The organism is Vibrio sp. Vb2880 (assembly GCF_033337975.1).
Classification (GTDB): domain Bacteria; phylum Pseudomonadota; class Gammaproteobacteria; order Enterobacterales; family Vibrionaceae; genus Vibrio; species Vibrio alginolyticus.
The window spans coordinates 1-19615 of the sequence record NZ_JAWORT010000039.1 but is presented as its reverse complement, the minus strand read 5'-3'; the positions used below and the strand labels follow the sequence as shown (position 1 = coordinate 19615).

The 19615-nt window shown below is 40.2% G+C and carries 29 protein-coding genes; all 29 read left to right on the top strand.

All coding sequences use genetic code 11. The annotated features are described in order from the left end of the window. Window positions 1-99: 99 nt before the first annotated feature. Window positions 100-576, top strand: coding sequence for a GNAT family N-acetyltransferase (locus R7M92_RS23740; RefSeq protein WP_053809142.1), 477 nt, complete (start codon window positions 100-102; stop codon window positions 574-576). 154 nt (window positions 577-730) lie between these two features. Then, on the top strand, window positions 731-1099 hold the full coding sequence (locus tag R7M92_RS23735; protein ID WP_318134452.1) for a VOC family protein: 369 nt from the start codon (window positions 731-733) through the stop codon (window positions 1097-1099). 157 nt (window positions 1100-1256) lie between these two features. Continuing rightward, complete coding sequence (locus R7M92_RS23730; protein WP_053307313.1) at window positions 1257-1652, top strand: ACT domain-containing protein; 396 nt, start codon at window positions 1257-1259, stop codon at window positions 1650-1652. A 300-nt stretch (window positions 1653-1952) separates the two neighbouring features. Next, window positions 1953-2441, top strand: coding sequence for a hypothetical protein (locus R7M92_RS23725; RefSeq protein ID WP_318134450.1), 489 nt, complete (start codon window positions 1953-1955; stop codon window positions 2439-2441). Between the two features lie 149 nt (window positions 2442-2590). Then, window positions 2591-2992 carry a hypothetical protein gene (locus R7M92_RS23720; protein WP_308388229.1) on the top strand — a complete coding sequence of 134 codons (402 nt, stop codon included), beginning with the start codon at window positions 2591-2593 and terminating at the stop codon, window positions 2990-2992. A gap of 114 nt (window positions 2993-3106) precedes the next feature. After that, complete coding sequence (locus R7M92_RS23715) at window positions 3107-3475, top strand: hypothetical protein (RefSeq protein ID WP_017634598.1); 369 nt, start codon at window positions 3107-3109, stop codon at window positions 3473-3475. A gap of 158 nt (window positions 3476-3633) precedes the next feature. Beyond that, window positions 3634-3888 carry a hypothetical protein gene (locus tag R7M92_RS23710; protein WP_318134448.1) on the top strand — a complete coding sequence of 85 codons (255 nt, stop codon included), beginning with the start codon at window positions 3634-3636 and terminating at the stop codon, window positions 3886-3888. Between the two features lie 176 nt (window positions 3889-4064). Further along, window positions 4065-4559 (top strand): GNAT family N-acetyltransferase, encoded by a 495-nt coding sequence (locus R7M92_RS23705; RefSeq protein ID WP_137282125.1) that lies wholly within the window; start codon window positions 4065-4067, stop codon window positions 4557-4559. Between the two features lie 666 nt (window positions 4560-5225). Beyond that, window positions 5226-5399, top strand: a complete 174-nt coding sequence (locus tag R7M92_RS23700; RefSeq protein WP_153645908.1) for a hypothetical protein — start codon at window positions 5226-5228, stop codon at window positions 5397-5399. A 5-nt stretch (window positions 5400-5404) separates the two neighbouring features. Continuing rightward, complete coding sequence (locus tag R7M92_RS23695; RefSeq protein WP_213964361.1) at window positions 5405-5806, top strand: type II toxin-antitoxin system YafO family toxin; 402 nt, start codon at window positions 5405-5407, stop codon at window positions 5804-5806. 8 nt (window positions 5807-5814) lie between these two features. Further along, window positions 5815-6087, top strand: coding sequence for a hypothetical protein (locus tag R7M92_RS23690; protein WP_025441781.1), 273 nt, complete (start codon window positions 5815-5817; stop codon window positions 6085-6087). 146 nt (window positions 6088-6233) lie between these two features. Beyond that, complete coding sequence (locus R7M92_RS23685; RefSeq protein WP_151514915.1) at window positions 6234-6629, top strand: hypothetical protein; 396 nt, start codon at window positions 6234-6236, stop codon at window positions 6627-6629. 676 nt (window positions 6630-7305) lie between these two features. Further along, a complete protein-coding gene (locus R7M92_RS23680) occupies window positions 7306-7710 on the top strand; it encodes a hypothetical protein (protein ID WP_262643866.1) in 405 nt (134 codons plus the stop codon). 138 nt (window positions 7711-7848) lie between these two features. Beyond that, a complete protein-coding gene (locus tag R7M92_RS23675; protein WP_318134445.1) occupies window positions 7849-8376 on the top strand; it encodes a hypothetical protein in 528 nt (175 codons plus the stop codon). A gap of 109 nt (window positions 8377-8485) precedes the next feature. After that, on the top strand, window positions 8486-8758 hold the full coding sequence (locus R7M92_RS23670; RefSeq protein WP_005462157.1) for a nicotinamide mononucleotide transporter: 273 nt from the start codon (window positions 8486-8488) through the stop codon (window positions 8756-8758). A gap of 146 nt (window positions 8759-8904) precedes the next feature. Further along, window positions 8905-9699: a hypothetical protein gene (locus R7M92_RS23665; protein WP_318134443.1), complete on the top strand. Its 795-nt coding sequence runs from the start codon at window positions 8905-8907 to the stop codon at window positions 9697-9699. A gap of 142 nt (window positions 9700-9841) precedes the next feature. Further along, window positions 9842-10468 carry a hypothetical protein gene (locus R7M92_RS23660; protein ID WP_228086982.1) on the top strand — a complete coding sequence of 209 codons (627 nt, stop codon included), beginning with the start codon at window positions 9842-9844 and terminating at the stop codon, window positions 10466-10468. Window positions 10469-11246: 778 nt separating this feature from the next. Further along, window positions 11247-11783: a GNAT family protein gene (locus R7M92_RS23655; RefSeq protein WP_318134440.1), complete on the top strand. Its 537-nt coding sequence runs from the start codon at window positions 11247-11249 to the stop codon at window positions 11781-11783. Window positions 11784-11916: 133 nt separating this feature from the next. Then, window positions 11917-12645: a hypothetical protein gene (locus R7M92_RS23650; RefSeq protein WP_262647479.1), complete on the top strand. Its 729-nt coding sequence runs from the start codon at window positions 11917-11919 to the stop codon at window positions 12643-12645. A 150-nt stretch (window positions 12646-12795) separates the two neighbouring features. After that, window positions 12796-13338, top strand: a complete 543-nt coding sequence (locus R7M92_RS23645) for an N-acetyltransferase (RefSeq protein ID WP_318134454.1) — start codon at window positions 12796-12798, stop codon at window positions 13336-13338. Window positions 13339-14039: 701 nt separating this feature from the next. Then, entirely contained in the window at window positions 14040-14456 is a 417-nt protein-coding gene (locus R7M92_RS23640) for a hypothetical protein (protein WP_053311933.1), read from the top strand. Window positions 14457-14580: 124 nt separating this feature from the next. Further along, window positions 14581-15090, top strand: coding sequence for a hypothetical protein (locus R7M92_RS23630; RefSeq protein ID WP_053306467.1), 510 nt, complete (start codon window positions 14581-14583; stop codon window positions 15088-15090). A gap of 155 nt (window positions 15091-15245) precedes the next feature. Then, window positions 15246-15677: a T6SS immunity protein Tdi1 domain-containing protein gene (locus R7M92_RS23625; RefSeq protein WP_042524345.1), complete on the top strand. Its 432-nt coding sequence runs from the start codon at window positions 15246-15248 to the stop codon at window positions 15675-15677. A 150-nt stretch (window positions 15678-15827) separates the two neighbouring features. After that, a complete protein-coding gene (locus R7M92_RS23620) occupies window positions 15828-16310 on the top strand; it encodes a MazG-related protein (protein ID WP_098415717.1) in 483 nt (160 codons plus the stop codon). Window positions 16311-16428: 118 nt separating this feature from the next. Then, entirely contained in the window at window positions 16429-16707 is a 279-nt protein-coding gene (locus R7M92_RS23615; RefSeq protein ID WP_318134434.1) for a hypothetical protein, read from the top strand. A gap of 207 nt (window positions 16708-16914) precedes the next feature. Continuing rightward, window positions 16915-17313: an SMI1/KNR4 family protein gene (locus tag R7M92_RS23610; protein WP_151514925.1), complete on the top strand. Its 399-nt coding sequence runs from the start codon at window positions 16915-16917 to the stop codon at window positions 17311-17313. A 138-nt stretch (window positions 17314-17451) separates the two neighbouring features. Beyond that, a complete protein-coding gene (locus R7M92_RS23605; RefSeq protein WP_115340136.1) occupies window positions 17452-18354 on the top strand; it encodes an FRG domain-containing protein in 903 nt (300 codons plus the stop codon). Window positions 18355-18499: 145 nt separating this feature from the next. Next, window positions 18500-18916 carry a lysozyme inhibitor LprI family protein gene (locus R7M92_RS23600; protein ID WP_318073512.1) on the top strand — a complete coding sequence of 139 codons (417 nt, stop codon included), beginning with the start codon at window positions 18500-18502 and terminating at the stop codon, window positions 18914-18916. A gap of 165 nt (window positions 18917-19081) precedes the next feature. Continuing rightward, window positions 19082-19429, top strand: coding sequence for a hypothetical protein (locus R7M92_RS23595; RefSeq protein ID WP_031780756.1), 348 nt, complete (start codon window positions 19082-19084; stop codon window positions 19427-19429). The last annotated feature ends 186 nt before the right edge of the window (window positions 19430-19615 follow it).

Here is a 19615-nt window from a genome sequence, read left to right as displayed (position 1 = left end):
TATGCGTTGATTTTAGTGTTTAAGGTGGTTTGCGGCAGCTTTTGTATTGCGTTGCTCACACCTTAACAGGGCGTTAGGTGCTTGAAGGAAAAGGTAAGTATGGAAATTGCTTTTCAGCAGATAAACATTGATGATTTCGAATTGTGCGTAGCTGCGAGAAAAGATGCATACTTTTGTAGTTTTGGGCATTACGATGGTTTCGACGACTTCATCAGTGGTTATCGTGAACGAGTATTAGATCGGCTAGCAACATCAGGATGGTTCTATATCCATATATTTGTGGATGGTCAGTTTGCAGGGCAGTTAGAGTTTCGTAGCTTTTCACCCGAGCCGGAGACTGGCTATGTGCATCTCATTTACTTAAAACCGAATTTTCGTGGTTCAGGACTCGCTGCAAAATTGCAGGATTATATTGTAAGCGTATTGAGTACAGCGGGTTGTTTGCGTGCTGTACTTTCAGTAAGCCGAACTAACCATAGGGCTCTCACATTCTACAAGCGCCATGGTTGGGAGTTCGTGCGCAAGAATCCCAAGCACGATGAAACCGACTTTTACCAACTTTGGCTACGCACCTAACAAACTGTTCAAGAGGGATTCGCAACGCGTGGCATTTTCACTATGTGTTGGTTTTAGTGATTAAGGTGGTATGCGGCTGCTTCGGTATTGCATTGCTCACCCCTTAACAGGGCGTTATATGCTTTCAAAATCTGTGAGCAAAAGGGAGTTTAAAATGATTCTAAATCATGTCTCAGTTGGTGTTTCAAATGTGCCATCTGCGGTGGTTTTTTACGATTCAGTTCTATCTGCTTTGTCCATAAAACGGGCTCATTACATCGAGAATGTCGCGGCTGCCTACGGCAAAAACTTTGAGTTTTGGGTAGGTTACCCATGTGAAAATGCAGCCTCTTCAGGTAATGGAACTCACATTGCTTTCAATGCTCCAAACAAAGAAGCTGTTGACCAGTTTTATGCTACTGCATTAGAGCTTGGTGGCGAGTGTGCCGGTAAGCCTGGCTTGCGCCCAGAGTACGGTGAGACTTACTATGCAGCGTTTGTCCGCGATGTTGACGGTAACAAAATTGAAGCAGTCTTTATGTAGCTGAAGCTACGCATATAACAAGGCGTTTAAGAGGGATTCATGCCGCGTGGCATTTTTGGTATGCGGTTGGTTTGGTGGTGAAAGTAGCTTGCGGAAAGTTGGTTTATGCGGCATTCACCCCTTAACGCAGCGTTAGCAATATAAGGAAATATCACACATGTCGGGAATTACAGATTTAGATGAACTCCTGAGCTCCATGAGTCCAAAGTTGGTTGACGCTGAGTTCGTTTTTTGTACGGTTTCAGGCTCGCTCAGAGATTACATTGAGTTAAACCCAGTCGCTACGTTCATCGAATCCGAAGGTTTAACCTTAGTTATCGAAAAAGCAGTTGCAGAGAAGGCTGGTTTATCGTTTGAAGGTTCGTATAGCCAAATTACGTTAACAGTTCATTCTAGTTTGGAAGCTGTTGGTCTTACAGCAGCAGTGGCTAACAAGTTGGCTTCAAAGGATATTAGCGCAAATGTGATTGCAGCTTATTATCACGATCATATCTTTGTTCAAACAAGTAAAGCCGAAGCAGCAGTGTCAGCGTTAAAAGAGTTCAGCGCATGACGTTGGGTCATATTGCTAACAAACAATTTAAGAGTGATTCGGCACGCGTGGCATTTTTAGTATGCGTTGGTTTTAGTGATTATGGTGGTATGCGGCGGCATCGGTATTGCGTGCCTCACACCTTAATTGGGCGTTAGGCATCAGGAGGAAACTTGGATAAATTTTCAATTGAATTACTAGAGAAAGTAAACGGATTCTATGCGACATCTTTCTCTCAACTAATGACAATTACACTTGGTTTGGTTGCATTCGTCGGTGTTTTGATTCCGATCTTGTTTACTTTTTTACCACAATCGAAAAGTGAAATTAGAGTCTGAGTTGCTACAAAAACATATTGAGCAAAAGGTATTAGACGCTCAAGCTGAGCTTATGAAACATATTACTCAAGAGGTATGTTCGAAGTTTGACTCAGCTAGCTCTGAGAACGATAAAAGGTTGCATGTTCTGTCTGCTGGTTTATTTCATCTTCAAGCTAACTTTCAAATTAAAAATAAAAGCTTTAAGAATGCTACGGATAGTAGCTTTAGCGCCATATTTTCATGCATAGAGGCGCATGATGAATTAAACCTGAAACGTGGCTTGGAAGTTCTAATGAAACGTTGCCTACCATTTTTAACGCCAGAGCATGCAGTCAATCCAAAAGAACTGGATTTTAACCTAAGCGAGCTAATTGCCGCCCTAAAAGGTATTAATGAAAATGGTCGCTATACTGACACCATATTTGAGCTTTCAGCAGCCAAGCATGAGCTGCTTCATAAACTGTCTACACACCATGAGGCGAATGCCTAACAAACTGTTTAAGAGTGATTCGCAACGCGTGGCATTTTTACTATGCGTTGAATTTAGTGTTTAAGGTGGTATGCGGCGGCTTCGGTATTGCCGCTGCTCACACCTTAACAGGGCGTTAGGGCTCTTAATATGATATCGGAGTACAAAAAGTGGATAGAATAAAAGATTGGCAAATTCAAGTTGGAGGTTGGGGGTTTATCTTCTGGTTTGCCAGCTTTGAATTATCAGGCTTCTTAAAAGAGAAAGGGTTTGAGTTATTTTCTCACGCTGTTTCTGGTTATATGATTGGATTTGTGACCGCGTTTAGTGCGGTTCTTTTCTGGGATATTATAAATAAGCGATGGAAGCAGATTTTCGGAGATGATGGTCTCTTGGGGCGTATATTGGCAGCAGTACCGCTATTTGTTTTAGCTGTCATTGGATTTGCAGGTTTCTTGGGCACGATATTTGGCTCCGCTCCTTGGCAGTATAATCTGGGTTTTGCTATTGCAGGAATAGTTTTCCAGCAAGGCACTCATCCATTGATTAGAATGTTGGACGGCAAGCCCTAACAAAGCATTTAAGAGTGATTCGCAACGTTCGGCATTTTCGCTTCGCTCAAGTATAGCCGAGCGTAGCTCACACCTTAATGCGGCGTTATGTGTAATCAGAGTTTGAGATAACATATGCACAAAGTAATCAGATTTGGCGTAGCAATATTTATGCTTGGTTGCGTCCAATCGTCAGTATTTGCAGAAGAAGGTTCTTTTGGTTTAGATGGTGAGTTTGTTTATAAAGATATGGTCGGCGGGCCATATTTTGATGAGTGGTATGTCGTTGGAGATATGGGCCAGCTGAACGACATTAAAATCTATCGTGAAGGTAAGTCAGGTTCGTTGAAGGCTATAATCAAGGTTGACTGTAAGTTACAAACGGTAACAGCCCAAGGTTCTGCCTTTATCTATGATTCTATTGCTTTGTCCAAAGAGGAAGCTCAAGAGTATTTCTCCGCGGATATTACGAAAGCAATCGTTAATAAAATCTGTATGCATTAACCAAACACATAACAAACTGCTTAAGAGGGATTCGCAACGCGTGGCATTTTCATTATGGGTTGATTTTGGTGATTAAGGTGGTATGCGGCGGGTTAGGTATTGCGTTGCTCACCCCTTAGCAGGGCGTTATAAGCTAAGGTGAAATTAAGGAGATATCTATGGGAAGCAAAGCATATGAAGAAGGCTTTAAATCATGCCTTTATTCTGATTATGCAAATCCATATCCGGAAGACTCTTCAGAATTTGATGACTATGAGCGTCGTCGTACGCAAAAACTCAAACGTAGTGGCTCAAATAGTAGTTTTTCTGGTGGTTTCGACTTGTGGGAATCAGACATAGAACCTGTTAGAGATGTAGAGTACAAACCAAAGGCATCATCAGTAGAGCCACAGAAGCCCAATCCATATGCCTAAGCAAAGGGAAAGTAGGACGCCTCGAGTACGCTTATAACAAACTGTTTAAGAGTGATTCGCAACGCGTGTCATTTTTACTATGCGTTGTGTTTGGTGTTTAAGGTGGTATACGGGAGCTTCGGTGTTGCGTTGCTCACACCTTAACAGAGCGTTATGTGCTTATGAGGAAAATTGACATGGAAGTGATAGAGGCCAACCCTGATTTGGCCCCAATATTAGCGAGTTATGCGAAAGAATGCCTAGAATCGGGTATTCCAAAATATTCGGGTGTGGAGCAAGATCCGACAGCTTATTTGTCAGATTTGGTCGAACGTTCAAAGGCAATCTCCGAGTTACCAAAGGGATATTTACCTAGCACAACTTACTACTGTGTATCGAACTCCGAAATTTTAGGTGCAATCCGAGTTCGCAAAGGTACTAATGCCAACGTAGAAAATGTCATTGGTCATATTGGCTACGAAACTAGACCGTCAGCTCGTGGTAAGGGTGTTGCCTCATTTCTGCTTGCTTGGGTGCGAGACCATGTTGTCACTGATTCAGTTATTGTTACTTGCTCAATTGACAATCCCGCATCTCAAAAGGTTATCGAAAACTGTGGTGGTGAATACCTCGGTAACTACACAGATGAGATTGAGGGTACGGTAAGGCGCTACCGTTTAGCACGCACATAACAAAGCATTCAAGAGTGATTCGCAACGCTTGGCAGTTTCGCTTCGCTCAAGTATAGCCAAGCGCCGCTCACACCTTAATGCGGCGTTAGTACGGGTTTTACATCAAAGGTCATAAGTTTTGGTGTTTATCTGTTTTTGCGCTCGTCTTTACACCTTTCAGTTTGTACCTTTCACGTTCTTTCCGGTGGCACTATATGCGGAGTGTTTGCTTTGACTTCACCGTTTACGGTTTCTAACTCTTAGCCTATTTCTTTGGTGCTTCTTCATTTTTGTGGAGGCTTCTGAGTAAATCTTGGTTGCTATTGGCGCTGCCGTCGGAGCGCGAAGATCGAATCCTTTCCTAATTTGAAGTGAGTGAAAGTAGGGGAGTTCAGTGCATTTTTCTTCTAGCCAACTTTCGTCTTTCAATCGGGGTAAAGTTTTGTAGCTGCCCGTCTCACTTCAGTGTTCAAAGCCTTTCATATCATGCTAGTTTTCAATATCTTGGAGCGCATAAATAGAAGTAGCGCATGTACTAACAAATTGCTTAAGAGTGATTGGTAACGCGTGGCATTTTTACTTTGCGGTGGCTTATGTGTTTAAGGCACTGTGCGGTAGCTTTTGTATTGCGTTACTCACACCTTAGCAAGGCGTTAGCTCTAAATTAAATAGAGAGGAAAGTGTAATATGCAACAAAGGAAAAAAGCGATAGTTCTCAAAAAAGAAAAAGTCTTAGATGGTGACAATAAGACAGAAGCACTCAAAAGAGATGAAATCAGGCGTTCAGCAGCGTTAACTGAACGAGCAACGATGAATGATTCAAAAATAAGGAACAAAGTAACTTTTATTGAAATGGAGTAATAAAAATGAACAAGGATGTAAAGGTTTTTGTAAGCTCAGGATTTAGAGATAGTCTTGATAAAAGTAAACTAGATTTATTGGTCAGTCAGTTCAAAGATTACAAGAAAACGGGTGTTCCCCACGAATCATTTGGTCGAGACACTACTTATGATTTTCCAAGTCAGGTCAAGCAGGCTGGGATGTCCCACATCCATATTAGAGATTCTTCATCCAAACTTTGGCATTTGAAGAAGCTTTCATATCATAAGACCAGTAACACCGCGTTGATCTACTGCGAGGGCTTTTTGAATAAAAATTACTTTTTACTCTTAGGTTTTATTGAAAACGCTCATCAATTATGTAAATTAAAACCACTTTACTTAATGGAATTGGCCGACGTAGCTGAACGCTTTCGTGAAAAGTTTTAGGAGGTAGTATGAGTATTGAGTTGAATTGGGAAAAAGGACTGCCATCATTTGTTGGTATGTATTTTGTTGCGGTAAAACTAGGGCCAGCTGCAGGTGTTTATGATTTTGCTCAGTGGAATGGCTCGGCGTGGGAGTTACAAATAGAGGGTGACATAATTGCTTATGTAGATATTCAAGAATTCAAGAACTCCTTGGATATCAAATGGCCTGAAGATGTAGTTATAGAAAGAGAGCTTCAACAGCTATCAGAAGATGACTCTGAACTTTGGTCAGAATCCTAGGGCTAACAAAGCATTTAAGAGTGATTCCCAACGCTTGGCATTTTCAGTTCAAGGTTGGGTTTCGTGTTTACGGTGATATGGTTTGGTTTCGTGGTAGCGTTGCTCACACCTTAATGCGGCGTTAGGCTATTGAGGAGAATTTGAGCTTGAAAACAGTTTGCGTAGCTCTAAGTATGTTGCTTGTTTCATCGCTTGCATATGCAGCAGTTGTTCCTGATTTTCAGGGGCATTATGAGCGGTATAACAATGATCAATTGGATACTGACACTGCCTTTATTGACTTAACTAAGGTGGGTTCGAACACCTACGAACTATCAGGGACATCAGTTTGGGTAGGTGACTCTTCTTCTGGCCTTGTAAATTTTGGAGAAATCGACGGAGTCGTAACGTTAAAAGGTAATCAAATAGACTATGACGTTGACGGCTGTACTCTCCAAATTTTATTAGAGCAAGATACCCTCGTAGTGAGCAAAGACAACGGTTGTGGGGGGCTAAATGTCACCTTCAATGGGACGTACGTGAGAACCCCAGAGAATCAATAGCCTAACAAACTGTTCAAGAGTGATTCGCAACGCGTGGCATTTTTACTATGCGTTGATTTTAGTGATTAAGGTGGTATGCAGCGGCTTCGGTATTGCGTCGCTCACCCCTTAGCAGGGCGTTAGTACGGGTTTGACATCGAAGGTCATAAGTTTTGGTGTTTATCTGTTTTGGCGCTCGTGTTTACACCTTTCAGTTAGTGCCTTTCATGTTCTTTCCGGTGGCACTATATGAGGAGTGTTCGCTTTGATTTCACCGTTTACGGTTTCTAACTCTTACCCTATTTCTTTGGCGCTTCTTCTATTTCGTGGTTTTTACTAAGTCAGAATTGTCTTTCTTTGGTGTTGCCGTCGAAGTACGAGGATCGAATCCTTTTCTAATTTGAAGCCTGTGAAAGTAGGGCAGGTCAGTGCATTTTTCTTCTAGCCAACTCTCGTCTCTTAATCGAGTTTAAGTTTTGTAGCTGCCCAAAGCCTTTCATATTATGCCACTTTTCAATATCTTGGAGCGTACAAATAGAAGTAGCGCATGTACTAACAAATTGCTTAAGAGTGATTCGTAACGCGTGGCATTTTTACTATGTGGTGGCTTATGGTGATTAAGGCGCTGTGCGGTAGCTTTTGTATTGCGTTACTCACACCTTAGCAAGGCGTTAGCCCTCAAGGAGAAAATATAAAATTGTTTGAAAATCATTTAAAAAGAACAAAGTTCTTGCTGTTTTTGCAGTGTATATCTGTTGCAGTTACTCTGTTTCTACTATTTACCTTGCTTGCCCAAGTAAATCAATTGAGCTCTTCGAGTCTTTTTCTCACATTTGCAATTGTTTTAGTGATGCTAAGCTTGAACTTGTCTAGTTTTTACGGGTTGTTAAAAAAGAAGCTTTGGGTATTTAAGTTAATGATCGTTCTTTATTTAATTCAGATGATAGGCATAGAAACACCTAACTTTTCCTTAGCCTTTTCTTTTGGAGTTGAAGTACCGATAAGTGTGAATGTTAATGAAGTAACAGTTTCTCTAAACTTACTGGCAATCTTGGTGGTTTGGTTGTCGTATACAAGTCTTAACCTTTTGAAAAAGGGCTAACAAATTGTTCAAGAGTGATTCGGCACGCGTGGCATTTTTACTATGCGTTGGTTGGTTTTAGTGGTTAAGGTGGTATGCAGAAGCTTCGGTATTGCGTGCCTCACACCTTAACAAGGCGTTAAGCTACAAGGAGCAAAAATGGCACATATTCGAGTTTATCCTCACAATGATTTGATGAACCTAGCGTTTTATCAACCAAGTACAATCCGACATAAAGTTGCTAAAGAAGACGAAGATGCAATTGCTTTGGACTGTCTATCTTGCTTGATTTCTCTCGCTTTTTCAGTTGAAGCTATAGTTAATTTCGTGGGTTCTAAGCGTGTTCAAGGTTGGAAAGAGAGAGATTATTATAAAGTTAAAATCTCAAAAGTTTGTGCAGTAGCGGGTCTGGAGTTTGACAAAAATGCAGGCTTATATAAACAAATATGGGATTTAAAGGTTCTTCGAGACGATGTGGCACATGGTAAGCCTGTTGAAGTTGTAACAGACGTAAAAACACGTGAAGAACTTCAAAAGAAAATGGAGTGTCCTTGGGATAAGTATCTGTCACCTGAGAACGTAGAAAACACTTATAAAGCGGTGAAAGAGTTTGAACGTATGTTATTTGAAAATTGTAAGATTCCAAAAGGGCTGACATTAACTTCATCGATCGCCTCGGGTCAGTAGCTTAACAAAGCATTTAAGAGTGATTCGCAACGCTTGGCGGTTTCGCTTCGCTCAAGTATAGCCAAGCGCCGCTCACACCTTAATGCGGCGTTATGTGCTTGGAGGAAAAATGGAATATTTTCAGTACTATGGAATCGACTGGGTTGCAATGGTACTTACGTTTCTTGCAATTTGGCAAATTGGAAATAAGAACAAAATCGGTTTCATTTTAATGATGTGCGGTAACACTAGTTGGGTAGCAGTTGGTTATCTTACTGGCAGTGTGGCAATGATAATTGCAAATATCATCTTTTTCTCAATGAACCTTAGAGCAATCATCAAATGGTCGACGCCAGAGAAAGAGCCTAAAGTTAGTGTTGCTGAGCAGTCATCTACAAGCTAGAAGTTCGCACATAACAAACTGTTCAAGAGGGATTCGCAACGCGTGGCATTTTCACTATGCGTTGATTTTAGTGATTAAGGTGGTTTGCGGCGGCCTTTGTATTGCGTTGCTCACCCCTTAACAGGGCGTTATGTTTTAGGTGAATTATGTGGTCAAAAATTCAAATGTGGGCTTTGAGAAAAGCATTTGGGAAGATCGGTCCAGCACGCATTCCCATGTCAGGTCCAGAATGTGAGAAAAATAATTTCTATTCAACTCGAATCAAGCTCGACGGAGTTTCAGCTCTTGTTCGCGACTTGGATATGAATACGGTAAAGGTATTAAAATATAACCCGGAAACTGATCAGTGTGATATAGAACTAGACATTGATATTAATAATATTGATGTAAATACTGTTGAAATTACTCACTACTTGCATAATTACTATACAACTTATACTGGTATTAACTCATTCATACTCCATTACCTTACAAGAAAAGACTACGTAAAAGTTAAATTAAAGCGAATATTGAATAAAGTTTCGCAATTTTTATTCAATAAAAAAGAGTTACAGCTAAAGCCCAGATATGACCTGTTAGATTATTTGATTGAAAATTATGGTATAAGTCGCAAGGAATTTAGTTTGTCCTCACTGGTTTCTGATATGTATTCTTTGCGCTTTTTTGGGCATCCTGACAGAGAAAATTGTCAAAATAAGCTACGGATGTATATTGATTCATTCGTAGAATCAGGTGAAATCAGTAAGGTAAAAGGCGGGGGATATAAAGTAAATGGAAAAGCTATTGTAACACTTGAAAAATATCAAACGGAAGAACGGCGCCATAAAGATAGTGTGAAATTACAGTATAGCATGGTAATTTTAACGTTGTTATTAGCTATTCTGGCATCTATTCAAGCTGGATTAATTAAGCTAAAGCCATTTTTAGATTTGTCGCAATAAAACATAACAAACTGTTTAAGAGTGATTCGCAACGCGTGGCATTTTTACTATGCGTTGGTTTTAGTGTTTAAGGTGGTGTGCGGAAATTTCGGCGTTGCGTTGCTCACACCTTAACAGGGCGTTAGCCATTTTCGGAGTAAAAATGAGTATTGCAGATTCATTTCAAATATTTTCAGATAACTTCTCAAAGCGTCTTCAGAGGTATTCAGCTAAGGATATAACTGAAGATTGTCTTCGGTATGATCTCTTTGCAGCATTACTGGAATCTGGATATAGTGCCGATTCTTGTGTTCTAGAGTTATCTCACCCTCATCCTAGCTTTAAGGGTCGTGAAATAGATCTAGTTACTTATAGCAATGACTCACGCCCAGAATCTGTAGTGGAAATGAAATATTTCAAAGAGATTCCAAGTAAAAAGCAAGATACCACTCAATACATGGCGAAGTTAGTTGTTGATTTAATCAAACTAAAATTCACGTCTGAATTAGGTGGTAATTTATACTTTGTAATGGCAACAGATTACGTAATGAAACGCTATATCTCGAATAAAAGTAATAGCTTCTCTAAACTCTTTGATGAGCCTTTAAATACGGTATTTTCAATTTCTCCCTCAGACAAAAGTAGTAAGAATAGCCATTTCAATAAAAACATAGCTAAGGACATCAACTTGGAGTTATTCCCATTGTCCAGTGCAATTAAAATTGAGAGAATTTTTGAAGATCAGCTTGTAAATGGTAATGCGATCTACATCTTTCAAGTACATGGCTAACAAAGTATTTAAGAGTGATTCCCAACGCTTGGCATTTTTTATTCCATCGTTGGGTTTAGTGTTTACGGTGGTATGGTTGAGTTTCGTGGTAACGTTGCTCACACCTTAATGCGGCGTTATAGCTCTGAGTTCGATGCGCCACATAGACGAATTTGCCATAGCTTCCTATCTTTATACTGTTGGTTAGGCATTCGAGGGTATCGCTATGTTTTTTGTCTTTTTGCTTTGGTTAGTGTTCGCAATATTAGTAGGGAAATATGCAGCTACAAAAGGGCAATCAGCTATTTTCTATTTCTTTTTGGCTGTCATTCTTTCTCCCTTAGTCGGCTTTATCATTGCGCTTATCTCTTCAGATAAACGAGAAGCAAGTATGTTAGACTCAGGTCACTACCGTAAGTGTCCTTATTGCGCTGAGCTTATTAAAGCTGAAGCAATAAGGTGTAGACACTGTAGTTCTAGAGTTGAAAAAGAGAAACATTACACTGACGCACAATATGCTCTCAAGTCCAGTGATACATACTATGATCCTAAGTACCTCAAGAGATCTTGCATGGCTTGTAATTATACAATCCCAGCGGGAAAAGTAGTTTGTCCTAGGTGCAGGGAGCTTCAAGAAAACTAGCCGAGCTATAACAAAGCATTTAAGAGTGATTCCCAACGCTTGGCATTTTCAGTTCAAGGTTGGGTTTCGTGTTTACGGTGCAATGGTTTAGGTTAGGTGGTAGCGTTGCTCACACCTTAATGCGGCGTTATGCCTCACAAGGAAAAGGAACTTTCGATGTTTAAAATCGAGACTAAGCGTCTGATTATTAGGGATATGACTCCGAATGATGAAGACGCTTTTGTTGCTATGTCTCAGGATGCTAAATATCAGCGTTTTTATGACGAAAGCGATTGTGACCCTAATAAATACCGAGAGTTAACACGCTTGTTTATAGCTCAGGCTTCTGAGAAACCAAGAAAATCATACCAATTAGCTGTCGAGCGTAAGGTATCAGGTGAGTTTGTTGGTACTGTTTGTTTACGGTTAGAGGATAATCAGCAGGCTTCGATGGGGTGTGCATTTTCCAGAGTCTCTCAAGGTAATAAGTTAAGTCATGAAGCCGCCTTGGCTCTAGCAGATTTCGGGTTCTTGGAGTTGGGAGTTCACCGCATTTATGCTGAGACAATCAGCAAAAACCTGCCAGCTATTAAGCTCTGTAAGTCTCTGGGTATGCGCCAAGAAACACATTTTAGAGAGCATCGTTTTTTCAAAGGACAGTGGTGGGATACAGTGGTTTTGGCAGCTCTTCGAACTGAGTGGGGCAAGGCATAATAAACTGTTTAAGAGTGATTCGCAACGCGTGGCATTTTTACTATGCGTTGGTTTTAGTGTTTAAGGTGATATGCGGGAGCTTCGGTATTGCGTTGCTCACACCTTAACAGGGCGTTAGCATTCAGGAGAGGATATGTTCATATCATCAGATCAAGACCCAGAAATTAGAGTTGAGAGAACTTTGAACGGGGAAACTGGAACTGTTCATCTCAAGTATTTTTACAAACGTAAACAATTACCAGCATTTATGTTGGATTCAAAGCTATCAGAGCAGCTAGCGGGCTACTCTTTAATTGAAAAAGATCTTGAAACTATTATTAATTGGTTAGAAACCATAGATAAACTGTATCCCGATGGAAAAGAGGGGAAAAGTAATTTTATACATGGTAGTGATAGGGAAGTTTTTAACGTGGTTAAATCTTTATTTGTTTCGTCACTCACATTTTATGCAAAGTGCTTTACTAATTGTCCCGGGCGTCGATCTCGTTTGAACCGAAAAATGATCGCAGATGACTTTAGAGAGGTGCACGACGAAGTTATGATGTATCGTAATAGTTTCGCTGCACATTCAGGGCATGAAAAACTAGAGTTTGCAAAGTCAATTCTTGTTGTTAATCCATCAAAAAATCATGAGCTTATTGTCACACAAGAAAGAGCCCAACCAGATTACGCAACAATGGAGGGAGAAGTTGGTTTTCAAAATCTGGTTAATCATCTGCTAGCCGTAGTAAGAGAAAAACAAGAGAAGGTGTACGATAAACTCATCGAGGATGTATTGTCTAACGCGGACAGTATTAATAAAAAATGTAAGAAACCCAAAGGCTTAGTTGTACAACTAAATAAGGGGGCTAGCGGTGGCTAGAATGCTAACAAAGCATTTAAGAGTGATTCTCAACGCTTGGCATTTTTCATTCCATCGTTGGGTTTGGTGTTTACGGTGGTATGGTTAAGGTTTGGTGGTAGCGTTGCTCACACCTTAATGCGGCGTTAGGCTTCAAGGAGGAAGTTGTTAGTGCTGAAACGACACTGGACATCAGAAAATCTGGTCTTCTCTGAGTTTTCAAATGATGAGGCGCATTTAGCCAAGTCAATTTTTGACAGTAACTCAAACGTAAAGGTATTGGATCCAACGTTTAGAGAATGGCCTTTAGCTGAATATGAAAAACTGATCAATGAAAGTTGTCGGTCAAAATTACCTGATGACCAAGAAGCATTTTACCTAAGAAAAATCAGTACTAAGAAAGATGAGGTGGTTGGTTATGTGCAGTTGGAATTTCATGCTCCTTCTGACGGTACTCTTTGGCTCCCAATGTTAACTATTCTCCCGAGTTTTAAAGGTAAGGGCTTAGGCTCAGAAATTGTTAGTAGTGTCATCGCAGTAGCCCGTGAATATACAAAGATTCAGCGCCTAGGTTTAAATGTTTATGTGGAAAACATCCCTGCTTTTAGGTTCTGGTACAAACAAGGTTTCACACAAATCCGGGCTTTCGAGCCAGAAATAGAATTAGACAAAGAGTACAATTGCTTAGTGTTATATCGTGAGTTAGAAGCCTAACAAAGCGTTCAAGAGTGACTCACAACGCGTGGCATTTTTGATTTGCGTTGAGCTAAGTGACTACGGTGCTTTGCTGAAGCTTTTGTATTGCGTTGTTCGCACCTTAACGCGGCGTTATGCGACAAGGCAAAATTTTAGGTTTCTTCTAATTTAATCTCGTTGGCTGTTCGTTTTTTGGTTTCGGCAAATCAGCATTTTCGGCTCAAATTCTTGAATCTCTCCTGCCGTAAAACATGCCAAAGTTCGTGAAGTTGCCTCATTAAAAATCGCATTTGGTCGTGGAAAGTTGGTTGGGTGCAAAGTGTGGAAAGGGCAAGTTTATCGAAAGTCGGTATTTGCTGAAATCCTGGCTCGTTAAGTTTCTCGCAAGCAAAAGCTTATTCTTTGCTTTAAGGCGGTGTTCCGCACTTGTGGCGGCCTTTTTAGGAAATGTTGAATCCGTTGGTTCTTGAATCACAAAAAGTTACCTACGTGTTTGTGGTTTTTCGTGTTTAAGGTAATGTTTTCGTTAGCCAATTAAGCATTGCCGAAAAATCGCATAACAAACAATTTAAGCAGATTCGCAACGCGTGGCAGTTTTGGTTTGCGGTGAGTTTTGTGTTTAAGGCGTAATGCGGTAGCTTCTGTAGTGCGTTGCTCACTACTTAATTGGGCGTTATACGCTCTCGGTAAAATTAGATATGAAGTAGGTAAGTAAAAATATGTCGATAGATCTCTCTGTGGTGCTCTCTATTTGGGGAGCTGTAGTATCAACGGGACTAGCATTTTTGAAAATTAAAGAGGTTTATAATAACCGCTTTAAAGTAGGTACTAGCTACGTATTTCGAAGTGACGCGGAGTACGGAAATGAAATTAGTATTCAGAATTTATCGAATACACCTATATTGTTGAACTACATGGAAGTGTACTACCGACCTAAAGGATTGCTTTCATGGTTTGAGGCTCCAAAACAACTTTGGTCTCCTGAAGACGAGATGCTCAACGACAGAATAGAACCTCATTCAGGGGTTACATTTCCTTTTGCTCATGGAGATCATTTCACTTGGAAAAACAGAAAAATCTATGTTCGGCTTTACTTTGCTGGCAAAAAAGCATTTGAGAAGCGTGTTGATAAATGAGCGTATAACAAACTGTTTAAGAGTGATTCGCAACGCGTGGCATTTTTACTATGCGTTGCGTTTGGTGTTTAAGGTGGTATGCGGAAGCATCGGTACTGCGTTGCTCACACCTTAACAGGGCGTTATGTTCTTGGAGGACGTGGTGGAGTATCAAAGAGATAGGGTAACTTTTAGCGTTTTCCATAAACTTGTTGTAAAGCTATATAAGGCTCTCATATTCAAACTTTCAAACAAAAAAGAGAAGCTAGAGTGGCAGTTAATATTGATAGCCGATTGTTTACGAATCATCGGGCTGTGTAGGTTGGCTTATTGGCTTGCTTCTAAAGTGCAAACTTCAACGTCTAGCGTTAAGAACAAGTTCTGGTCAACCCATGCTTCAGGTATAGCTCTGCAATATGCAGGTGACATGATTGGCGCTGAAAAAGAATTCCTAAAAAGCCAGGATTTTGCTTGTGAGCTCTCTTTGAGTTTTAGTTTGCAGCATTTGGGTAAATTGAACGTTGAGCTTGGCAACTATAAACTGGCTGAGCAACAGTTCATAGAAGCATTGGCAATTCGAGAGAAATTGAAGCGGACTGACTTGGTAGAGTCGACTAACCGGGCAGTTCGAGGACTACAAAAGCTACGAACATAACAAACTGTTTAAGAGTGATTCAGCACGCGTAGCATTTTTGATATGCGTTGACTTTGGTGTTGAAGTGCCATGCAGCAGCATGGTCGTTGCGTGCTTCACACCTTAACAGAGCGTTATGTGTCAATGGGTTTCTAAACAGAGTGAGAAAGATAAAAATGCAGTTTATTTGGGAAGTCTCGGACGTAGAAATAGATACCTTGTTACCTCAGTGGAAATGGTTGCTTAATCCTACAGGGAAACCTTTGTATCTAACCATCATGGGGGACTGGCTATTTGGTGAAGTGGATGGCTCAATTTCATTGTTATCGGTTTTAGATGGTACCTATGAAACAATTGCTTCGGACTTTCATGAGTACAATAAAATGAATAAATCACAAGATTGGTGTGATAATGTCTTTTTAACTAGTTGGTATGACTTGGCGCTCGAACACGGGCTACAACCAAAACAAGACGAATGCTTAGGTTGGGATCTGCATCCAATTATTGGTGGTGAGTTTTGTATGGAAAATTTGCAAGTATTTACTATGAAAGTATATCAATCACTAATGTCTCAGTTGCATTTTCAACTTCAGCACGCAAACACATAACAAACTGTTTAAGAGTGATTCGCAACGCGTGGCATTTTTGCTATGCGTTGCGTCTAGTGTTTAAGGTGGCATGCGGGAGCATCGGTATTGCGTTGCTCACACCTTAACAGGGCGTTATGGCGCAGGGCAAAATTCAGCTAAGGGAGCTAGATGAGTGATAAAGTTAAAGTAGCCTTGCAGTGGCTCAAAGAAATCTTGGATGCAGAGGTTGTGGAGTATCAAATAGTAGGTGGATTAGCGGCAACTATTTATGGTGGAAGTCGGGAAGTCGCAGATATAGATCTTTATATTCGAAACTCAGACGCAGATAAAGTGTTATCGCATGTATCAAAATACATATCCAAACCGTTAACTCATTATGTCGAATATGGTTGGGATTTAGAGTATTTCCAATTGGTTTACCAAAATCAAAAAATTGAAATCGGTTTGTCTGAACATACTAAGATACAATCACATCAAGATGGCTCTTGGCACCAGCTTGAAATCTCCTTTTCAGAATCAGTTATTAAAAATTATCAAGGCATAGAGTTGCCAGTTATCCCAGTTCATCGTTTAGTCGAGTACAAGCGGATATTGGGCAGGGAAGTAGACCAAATTGACATACAAGAGCTAACGTTGAGCGTAGCACCATAACAAATTGTTCAAGAGTGATTCGGCACGCGTGGCATTTTTACTATGCATTGGTTTTAGTGGTTAAGGTGTTATGCGGAAGCATTGGTATCGCGTGCCTCACACCTTAACAAGGCGTTATGTGTCTATGGAGGAAAAAGTGATATCCGATATCTTAGAAGAAATTTTGACACCAGTTTCTAGGACGATAAATAAGGTTATTAGCTTTCTAGTGGTTGGCGTATTCGTTGAGTTTGGATGTTATTTTCTGGGTAAAGTAGCTTTGTTACTACTCATGCTTGGTAGGTTCCCTGATAAAACTAAATCACAAGAACATAAAGGTAAAATATCACTGTTCGGGCTTACCATTTTCTTTTCAATTTTAATTTTCATCGCACATAACAACCAAGTAGACGCATAAAAACCAAGTAACGGCGTATCAAACCGTTAGGGTTTCATCATTCGATTTGTTCACACCTTGAGCTCGCCACATAACAAATTGTTCAAGAGTGATTCGGCACGCGTGGCATTTTTGCTATGCGTTAGTTTTAGTGGTTAAGGTGTTATGCGGCGGCTTCGCTATTGCGTGCCTCACACCTTAACAAGGCGTTATGCATCAGGGGGATTCATGGAATTTATAGATAGACCTGTAGGCGCAAATCAGGAAGAAATACACAAGTTAGAAACTATATTTCAAATAACTCTTCCTGAAAGTATGTTGAATTGGTGGAGTGTTAGCGATGGCCCTATAGTCTATTTTGGGTTCAAAGAGTTACAGTTCTTCTCTTTGTCGGAGATATACGGCGAAGATATTTATGGGGTAAAGCACGATATGCCTGGCGCAATGCCAATTTGCTTAGATGGTAATGGAAATATTTGCGTGGCCAGAATTGCAGGTGGTGTTATATCTGGTTTTTATGTCGTTGATTCTAGTGATTTAGGTTGGGAGCAAGCGAAAATTATAAGCTGTGAATTCTTAAAGTTTGTGAACGATAGTTTTTCACCCGAAGAACGACTAAATGCATAACAAAGCATTTAAGAGTGATTCCCAACGCTTGGTATTTTTGTCTCTGCGTTGGGTTTTGTGTTTACGGTGTAATGGTTTAGGCATGGTGGTAGCGTTGCTCACACCTTAATGCGGCGTTAAGTATTTTTGGGAGTTTGTATGCAAAATGTATATGCTGAGATAATAATTCGAAATATTGATGATTTGTATGAGTACCTTAGAAAATCAGATTATGCACGGAACGGTCTGACTTTTCGAGGTCAAATGGATGAGAGTTGGCCAATATCTTCAGGCATAGAGCGTAAGATGCAGCCATACTTCAGTGATCGATATTTAATTGGAAATTACGAAGAAAAAAAGATTATAGATTTTCAGCGTAGGGCGCATACGTTCATTCCTCAGAGTGTTCCAGAACAAGACGATTACCTTGAATGGCTTGCTTTACTACAGCATCATGGAGCTAAAACAAGGTTAATTGATTTTTCTCGATCGATATTTGTTGCGTGTTACTTTGCTACGAGATATGACGGAAAATCAGGTAAAGATGCAGCTATATGGGGAATACATTTAGGTAAACTTGAACGTTTTAAAATGAGAAAGGTTTATTCAGAATTAGGTATTCAATCTGGACTTTCCATCTATGAAAAAGATCAAGAGATTATCCAAAAGATCATTAAGCGAGAAGCTCGTTTTGTAGGGGTCTCAATATTAAGTCCGTTTCGACAAAATAAAAGGTTATTCGCTCAGCAAGGGGAGTTCTTGTCTGCTCTGGATATAAATAAATCTTTCATGGATAACTTGGCTGAAGTATTTGTCGGAGACTGTGATACTGAAGTAAAGAATGGTTACTGTGATTTCGGTACTCCTTACAAGAGAGGTTACATAGATGAATTTTCTAGTGATGAGTTGGTGAAGTACATTGGTGTCGTGAAATTTATTATTCCAGAAAAAGTACATAAGGGTTTAAGGATTGTACTTGAGCATATGAATATTCAAACTGCTAGTTTGTTTCCTGATTTTGAAGGTGCGGTGATGTCACTGAACCATGACTATTACGAATAAAATACTTAACAAACTGTTTAAGAGTGATTCGCAACGCGTGGCATTTTTACTATGCGTTGCGTTTAGTGTTTAAGGTGGTATGCGGTGGCATCGGTATTGCGTTGCTCACACCTTAACAGGGCGTTATGTGCTTTCGGAGAAAACGATGAATAAGTGTCTAATCATCATATTAGCTAGTCTTTCATTTGGTGCTCTTGCTGAAGAAGAGTCCATGGACTGTAATAACGCGATGACCACAATCAAGATAAACCAATGTGCCGCTATTGAACTAGAGTCAGCACAAGTTAAATTAGACAAATATCTAAGCACTAGCTTTGAGCATAACTCTCATGACCCAGAACTGATCGCAGCAATTAAGCTTGCGCAACAGGATTGGCAAGCATATATGTCCTCTCACTGTGATTCGGTTTATACGCAATGGCGTGATGGAACTATTCGTGGAATTATGGCTATATCGTGCAAAACTAAGTTAACTAAGCAAAGAACGCACGAGTTATGGGAAAACTTTTTAACTTATATGGACAGTACACCACCAGTTTTACCAGAACCAAGTGTAGAGTAGGTTTCAACCACGCACATAACAAACTGTTCAAGAGGGATTCGCAACGCGTGGCATTTTTACTATGCGTTGTCTTTAGCGATTAGGGTGGTATGCTGCAGCTTCGGTATTGCGTTGCTCACCCCTTAACAGGGCGTTATGCGCTCGCAGAAATGGAGATAATCAATCATGGAAGATTTAGCTAATTCGTTAAGAAGTTCTGGCCTAAAAGTCAAAATTAAAAAAGGAAAAATTGCAGTTCGGCTTGACGGGCTTTCAAATCCGGTTTCGATAATAAAAGATATACCTGCTGATGAGTATAAAGTGAAAACTAATGATTCGATTCTATCGATAATTGCCTGTCTTTTGCTATTTATTGGTCTGTCAGGTATTTATGAGTTTAGTGGTAATGCTTTGATAAATATTGCACTTATCTCCGTTTCTATATTGTCTTTTGTTACAGTGTTACTTACAGAGTTTAAGCTGACTAAATTACGCGCTACTGTAGTTGCGTTCAATCGTGGAGAACGCGCATAACAAATTGTTCAAGAGTGATTCGGCACGCGTGGCATTTTTACTATGCGTTGGTTTTAGTGGTTAGGTGGCATGCGGGGGCTTTGGTATTGCGTGCCTCACACCTTAACAAGGCGTTATGTAGCCGCGAGAGGACGGTAAGTTAAAAGGATTTATATATGTTAAATATTCGGCAAGCTCGCATTGAAG

What these genes read in the sequence shown, in the direction of transcription:
- R7M92_RS23740 (WP_053809142.1), top strand. Translation starts at nt 100, where the DNA reads ATGGAAATTGCTTTTCAGCAGATAAACATTGATGATTTCGAATTGTGC.
- R7M92_RS23735 (WP_318134452.1), top strand. Translation starts at nt 731, where the DNA reads ATGATTCTAAATCATGTCTCAGTTGGTGTTTCAAATGTGCCATCTGCG.
- R7M92_RS23730 (WP_053307313.1), top strand. Translation starts at nt 1,257, where the DNA reads ATGTCGGGAATTACAGATTTAGATGAACTCCTGAGCTCCATGAGTCCA.
- R7M92_RS23715 (WP_017634598.1), top strand. Translation starts at nt 3,107, where the DNA reads ATGCACAAAGTAATCAGATTTGGCGTAGCAATATTTATGCTTGGTTGC.
- R7M92_RS23710 (WP_318134448.1), top strand. Translation starts at nt 3,634, where the DNA reads ATGGGAAGCAAAGCATATGAAGAAGGCTTTAAATCATGCCTTTATTCT.
- R7M92_RS23705 (WP_137282125.1), top strand. Translation starts at nt 4,065, where the DNA reads ATGGAAGTGATAGAGGCCAACCCTGATTTGGCCCCAATATTAGCGAGT.
- R7M92_RS23700 (WP_153645908.1), top strand. Translation starts at nt 5,226, where the DNA reads ATGCAACAAAGGAAAAAAGCGATAGTTCTCAAAAAAGAAAAAGTCTTA.
- R7M92_RS23695 (WP_213964361.1), top strand. Translation starts at nt 5,405, where the DNA reads ATGAACAAGGATGTAAAGGTTTTTGTAAGCTCAGGATTTAGAGATAGT.
- R7M92_RS23690 (WP_025441781.1), top strand. Translation starts at nt 5,815, where the DNA reads ATGAGTATTGAGTTGAATTGGGAAAAAGGACTGCCATCATTTGTTGGT.
- R7M92_RS23675 (WP_318134445.1), top strand. Translation starts at nt 7,849, where the DNA reads ATGGCACATATTCGAGTTTATCCTCACAATGATTTGATGAACCTAGCG.
- R7M92_RS23670 (WP_005462157.1), top strand. Translation starts at nt 8,486, where the DNA reads ATGGAATATTTTCAGTACTATGGAATCGACTGGGTTGCAATGGTACTT.
- R7M92_RS23665 (WP_318134443.1), top strand. Translation starts at nt 8,905, where the DNA reads ATGTGGTCAAAAATTCAAATGTGGGCTTTGAGAAAAGCATTTGGGAAG.
- R7M92_RS23660 (WP_228086982.1), top strand. Translation starts at nt 9,842, where the DNA reads ATGAGTATTGCAGATTCATTTCAAATATTTTCAGATAACTTCTCAAAG.
- R7M92_RS23655 (WP_318134440.1), top strand. Translation starts at nt 11,247, where the DNA reads ATGTTTAAAATCGAGACTAAGCGTCTGATTATTAGGGATATGACTCCG.
- R7M92_RS23650 (WP_262647479.1), top strand. Translation starts at nt 11,917, where the DNA reads ATGTTCATATCATCAGATCAAGACCCAGAAATTAGAGTTGAGAGAACT.
- R7M92_RS23640 (WP_053311933.1), top strand. Translation starts at nt 14,040, where the DNA reads ATGTCGATAGATCTCTCTGTGGTGCTCTCTATTTGGGGAGCTGTAGTA.
- R7M92_RS23630 (WP_053306467.1), top strand. Translation starts at nt 14,581, where the DNA reads ATGTTCTTGGAGGACGTGGTGGAGTATCAAAGAGATAGGGTAACTTTT.
- R7M92_RS23625 (WP_042524345.1), top strand. Translation starts at nt 15,246, where the DNA reads ATGCAGTTTATTTGGGAAGTCTCGGACGTAGAAATAGATACCTTGTTA.
- R7M92_RS23620 (WP_098415717.1), top strand. Translation starts at nt 15,828, where the DNA reads ATGAGTGATAAAGTTAAAGTAGCCTTGCAGTGGCTCAAAGAAATCTTG.
- R7M92_RS23610 (WP_151514925.1), top strand. Translation starts at nt 16,915, where the DNA reads ATGGAATTTATAGATAGACCTGTAGGCGCAAATCAGGAAGAAATACAC.
- R7M92_RS23605 (WP_115340136.1), top strand. Translation starts at nt 17,452, where the DNA reads ATGCAAAATGTATATGCTGAGATAATAATTCGAAATATTGATGATTTG.
- R7M92_RS23600 (WP_318073512.1), top strand. Translation starts at nt 18,500, where the DNA reads ATGAATAAGTGTCTAATCATCATATTAGCTAGTCTTTCATTTGGTGCT.
- R7M92_RS23595 (WP_031780756.1), top strand. Translation starts at nt 19,082, where the DNA reads ATGGAAGATTTAGCTAATTCGTTAAGAAGTTCTGGCCTAAAAGTCAAA.